This window comes from Oleiphilus sp. HI0086 (assembly GCF_001635225.1).
Window position 1 is genome coordinate 1 of sequence record NZ_LWFZ01000679.1, and the last position, 4,946, is coordinate 4,946.

At 45.3% G+C, this 4,946-nt stretch carries 4 protein-coding genes; 1 reads left to right on the top strand and 3 read right to left on the bottom strand.

Annotated elements, in window-relative coordinates:
• Positions 1 to 209, bottom strand: a 209-nt coding sequence (locus A3756_RS10260) for a DUF4158 domain-containing protein (protein WP_156490399.1), incomplete at its 3' end; no start/stop codon positions are given.
• A gap of 351 nt (positions 210 to 560) precedes the next feature.
• Here A3756_RS10260 and A3756_RS10265 point away from each other — a divergent pair.
• On the top strand, positions 561 to 1,577 hold the full coding sequence (locus A3756_RS10265) for an AraC family transcriptional regulator (protein ID WP_068553446.1): 1,017 nt from the start codon (positions 561 to 563) through the stop codon (positions 1,575 to 1,577).
• A 91-nt stretch (positions 1,578 to 1,668) separates the two neighbouring features.
• On the opposite strand, the gene A3756_RS10270 is transcribed toward A3756_RS10265, so the two are convergent.
• Positions 1,669 to 3,570, bottom strand: coding sequence for an NAD(P)-binding protein (locus A3756_RS10270; protein WP_068553447.1), 1,902 nt, complete (start codon positions 3,568 to 3,570; stop codon positions 1,669 to 1,671).
• A gap of 732 nt (positions 3,571 to 4,302) precedes the next feature.
• A complete protein-coding gene (locus A3756_RS10275; RefSeq protein WP_068510848.1) occupies positions 4,303 to 4,884 on the bottom strand; it encodes a TetR/AcrR family transcriptional regulator in 582 nt (193 codons plus the stop codon).
• Between the last annotated feature and the right edge of the window lie 62 nt (positions 4,885 to 4,946).

Sequence of the window (4,946 nt, forward strand, 5' to 3'; positions counted from 1 at the left end):
TTGAGCAGGATCGGTTTGCATTTGAAGTAGCCCAACAATGCAACGGCAACACAACGGTACTTGCGTTGCCGTATTCTGGATAGCTCCGCAAGTTCTTTATCATTTAGCGCGAAGTAAAACCGCTGATAAGACTCGTTGAAGGAAGGAACGCTGTATAAATCCTCGATTTCCGCGGCAGTGAGAATTGATAGCCGTTTGTCTCTGCTCATTCTTTGACCTAAAGGTCAAAGAAGATAACAAATTTTTGGTGAATTAGAAATTAATAGCCCTCTACAGGCCACGGCAGACGGGAGCTTCAGAGGGTTTTGCGATATATGGAGGCAAAATCCCTAGGACCCCTTATTGGTTATCAGAGATAATCGAGCCGCGCATACGGCTTCTATCATGCACCGCTCAGCTCGTCTACCGCGGCTCAAAGAGAGGGATGGAAGAACTTAGTATGGCTGACGACCGAAAAAATAAAGGTATTCTCTTCAATAAAAACAATAAGTTAAGTCGATTCTATGAGCAATTGTACCCCGATATAGTCGGTCACCCATCCGAACAAAGGGGCTGTTTTTATGATTCAATTGAAAAAGTTTTCAGGGCTTTCTAGTCAATGGCTATTGAACTTTTCGTATGAGAGAGGAATCACTCAAGCCGAAATTGAACAGTCTCTGGATTTGGAAAAGGATTCCAACGGTGGGTACGAATTTCTGTCGATGGAAGATTATATCCGACTCATTAATTGGACAGCTAAACGTCTCGATGAATCTCTACTAGGCTTACAACTTTCAAAGGTTGTCAAGGGTTCTGACTTTGGTTCAGGAATGCTTACCGTCTATCACGCGGCCACATTGAGAGACGTCTGTTTATGTTTATCCCGATACGATCAAACGATATCTAAAGCAATTGTTATCGATTTCATTGAAGGTAAAAATGAAAGCCGGCTAGAATATCGCGTCAACATTGCACCCGCTTTTGATATCTCTCAAGAAGTTGAATTGGCAATGGCATTATTGATGAAGCTTTTGCGTAAGCAATTGGACGATGCCTGGAGTCCTCTGGAAGTTGGATTTAGTCATAAGCCCAATTCAAGTATTGAAGACTACTACGAATTCATTGGTAAAAATGTAAAATTTGAACAAGCCGTGAATTACTGTGCAATCAGTAGTTCCGATCTTAATCTTGAAGCTACTCCCGCAGACCCCAATATGCTGAAAGTACTGCGGGAGAATGCAGATCAACTTCTGGACAAAATACTGAAAATCGACGACATTGTTGGTCAAGTTAAATTCTATATTGCCCGGACGCTCGGCACGGACGCCTGCTCGGCGAACCACGCGGCAACGCAATTTTTTATGTCACGCAGAAACCTGACTCGACAACTAATGACCCGAGGTACTTCCTTTCGCGAGCTCCGCAATGCAGTGATGGAGGAAGTCGCCAAGAAAGCGCTGACGGAAACCAGCTCCCCTGTCAGCATCATTGCACTGCAACTGGGATATTCAGAGTCCAGCGCTTTTGATCGTGCCTTTAAGAGCCTTAGCGGCTATACGCCAATGGCCTACCGAAACTTAAGTCAAACTAATTTTTGATCTTCTTTTAGGGCATGATCAGGTGGTGGAAAATGCATATATCAATTTAGGGGCACTCGGCAGTACGGTGTCCCTCAAATACCTATTGCATTTACGACGATGTTTGCTCCTCTACCGCTCGGTGCGCCGCCACAATTGCTGCTGTAACATAAGACTGGGCTTCTGAATCGGAGTTTGCAATGGAAATGCGTCCAAATTGTTTGCGTCCCAGCTCATGAGGAGCCTGGCCTTCTTCCCACTCGGGATCATCGAGCTGCATATACGGATACGCATAACCATGCGACCAGCGATTTACAGTGATGGCCTCAATATCTCGCTCATGATTGAAACCGTATTGCCCCAGAACGCTTTGTAGCTGTTGCCGAATATTTTTCTCGTAAACTTCGTAAGGGGTGGTGTAGAGAATGTGGCGCCCATGTCGGAACAGCTCACGTCCGGTCTCGTTATTGATCGGTTCCGGTGTAGGGCTGTGAAACATGCTGACCGCCATAGGTTCATCTGGCGTCATCGGCGGCTGGTGTCCCCCGGTGGTGGTTGGAGGAGTCGCGGTTATGGTATTAAAGTAATCATGAGGGCAAAACATCATATTGCAATCCAACTGTGACCAAGCTTTACCATCGCTAAGAGCAATGGTAGAAAATACAAAGGGAATCTTAACGTTATAGCTGAGATTTTCCTTTTGCTTCTCGGGAAGTTCTGGGCACAAGTGCGGTATCAAACCATTGTAACAAGCCAATATACAGTGATCAGCAGTCACACTCTGAGCCTGTCCGGAAATTACGTAATCAACCTCGACCAGATTTTCACCGCGCTGGCGCACGCCAACAGCCGTACTGTTTAACCTTATTTTAGTGGTGTGTCGTTCTCGGTCAAGTTCACTATAGTCGAGGCGTTTAGTGGCAATGTTGGTAAAATTTCCCTCCCCTTTCGCTACGGAGGGAATCAACTTACTCACCAGTAGCCTCGCTACAGTTGCATTGCCATCGGGGAAATATCTGGCTTCATAAGCTTTGCCTGTACTCATCGTCAGGAAGTCGGCTACTTCACCCAACCAGCCCATCGCTCTGAGCCCTGGCGCGCCAAGCATGATGGCGTGAAGAATACTGTCCTTCCAGCCAGAGTACCCGAACATGCCACGACTAAAAACATCTAGCATACGAATTGTTCTGCCCGAAAACCCGACTCTGTCGCGAAGAAAACTATTGTAACTGGTGGTTTTTGAGTACTTATATTTCTCGAAGAAGGACAGTTCATCAAGGTAGTCGTGCTCGCCGGATACGAATTCGATCAGTTTTTCTTTTTCAGATTTATTATAAGGCAATCGTTCTATCGCTTCGCGATAGCCTTCCTTCGCGTGTAAAAAATTAATCCAATTTCCGCCAAGGTTAACGTGACCATTATCAGTCGCAATCGACATGCCTGCATCGTGATCGGTATTGCCCAAGGGGTAATCTTGCGTCATATTGGATTCCATGATATCGGTATCGATGCCCAAGTCGTCCAATACTGAGCGGGAAATATCATCGTAGCGGTCTGGGAACTCCAAGTTTTGCGAACCGCCAGCCCCCAATAACGTTTTACCTTTGACCTGGAATTCGTTGCGCTTGGCATGTCCGCCGAAATCGTCGTGATTATCCAGAATCAGAATGCGTGCATCATGGCCCATTTTTTTTCGATAAAACCACGCTGCAGACAATCCGGATATTCCACCACCAACAATTACCAGATCATAGTGCTCGTGAAGCTTTTGGTAGTGCTGCGGTTTCTCACCACGCCATGCCAGTGAGTGGGCCACTTCAAAGGATCCCTTATGGCTGCCCCGCAAGCCTGTCAAAGTTGGTGGATAGTAATCCGCAGGTAAGGGGCCAAGCGTCGTCGCCTCACCAGATGCGCCCAGTAGCTGAGCCCATGCAGTGCTACTGGATAGACCCATCGCTCCTATTGCCAATGCAGAACCATTCAAGAAATCACGTCTTGTTATACTTTTTTTCATATTGATATACCGTAAAAATATTGACCGAGCCGCTTTTAGTCCGCCGGTGAGTCACAAGCCAAACATCGACGAAATTAGCTCGAAAGATCCTCGCCTGACGAGTTGATATTTACATTGCTGGATTTTTGATAAGATAGAAAGCCACCATAGAAAGCAATGCGATAGTTAAAATAATTTGCAATCCCTATTAGTAACAAGGATTTTTTTGTTTTCCGGTAACCAATGAGCTTTAGTGTCAATCGGAGAGTGCAGTGAAAAGAATACCGAAATTATGTCCACGACGATAAATATAACTGTCGAATTGTAAGCGGCGAGATAAAAAGTTGTAGCTATGGACATAGAGGTTTGTGACTAAATTTATTGAATTCAAATTCATCAAAGTAACAGTCGTATCGGTGATCATGGAGCTGTAGATTTATCAGTTCCAACTCACCAGATATCACACTTCATTATTAAATCGATTTCTATTGGATCGCACCTGTAGCCGCGTCACTTCGCAGTAGGGTGAAAATATACCCGCGTAGCGTCGGCATTAATTGACATAAAAGGCAATCGAGTTGATATTTAAGGACGTCGTCCAATCCTCTCCAGTCGATCTCCTAAATTCACAGGACGGGCTCGAACTGTGTGTCCTACTTCTAAAACAGACAAGATTCGAACTCGATTTATCTGATTTCCGAAGATAACAAGAAGGTAGTGTGATTTTAAAAAAAGAATTTCGGGGATCAGCGGTCAATAGAGCCGTGACAGATACGCACTCACATGTTGCTTCTGCCGCTTTACAGGCCAATCTTTGGGAGCCAATGACGCCTTTAGACCCAGACCATCCACATAAGTGGCCAACATTTCAGCTTCTAACTGTACATCTAGATCCGGTCTGAGTTCACCGGCCGCCTGTGCTTTCTCGATGAAACCGGAAATACCGGCTACCCAGTCCTTTATCCAGTGTGTTTGAGTTTGCTGCAAAGCTTGAGAATCTCCGGCCCGCTGCCAAAAGTCTCGCCAGACACAGAATTCTTTTTGCACAGTTTCGTTGATGGGCAAAGTTTGCAGCAATAAGTTCTCCAAATCCTTCGGGTTGTCTTGTATCGCCTGCACTAAACGATCTTCAGTAGATTTAATTACCTGTTCTAATGCGGCCTGGAGCACATGTTCTTTATTATCGAAGTAATAATTGACCATGCCCTCTGTACAGCCACCGGCTTCGGCGAACTTAATCATGGTTACCTTGTGAATACCATAATTAGCGATGGCTTCTACCGCCCCTCGGGCAATGGCCGCGCGCCTTTCTTCATGATCTACAATTTTCGGCATACTCTTTTGAACCTATAAACAATAACAACCTAAACTATCCCGATAGTATATTAAATATTGAT